The sequence below is a fragment of the Bacteroides mediterraneensis genome (assembly GCF_016900355.1).
Lineage (GTDB): Bacteria > Bacteroidota > Bacteroidia > Bacteroidales > Bacteroidaceae > Phocaeicola.
On the sequence record NZ_JACJKA010000102.1, the window covers coordinates 1 to 255 of the forward strand.

A 255-nucleotide genomic window follows, 5' to 3' on the forward strand; every position below is an offset into this window, starting at 1 on the left:
CCGGCGGATTCACGCAGGATTCCTCGTGTCCCGCGATACTCAGGATACCGCTACGCTTCGTCTCGCTTCATGTACCGGACTCTCACCGTCTGTGGTGCAACTTTCCAGATGCTTCCATTCACGAGATTTCTTGCGATGTCGCGGTCCTACAACCCCCCAGATGCCGTAACATCTGAGGTTTGGGCTCTTCCCCGTTCGCTCGCCACTACTGGGGGAATCATTGTTATTTTCTTTTCCTGCAGGTACTAAGATGTT

At 53.3% G+C, this 255-nt stretch carries 1 rRNA gene; it reads right to left on the minus strand.

What is annotated here, in order from left to right:
- Nucleotides 1–255 (minus strand): 23S ribosomal RNA (locus tag H6A28_RS15030); the annotation flags it as partial.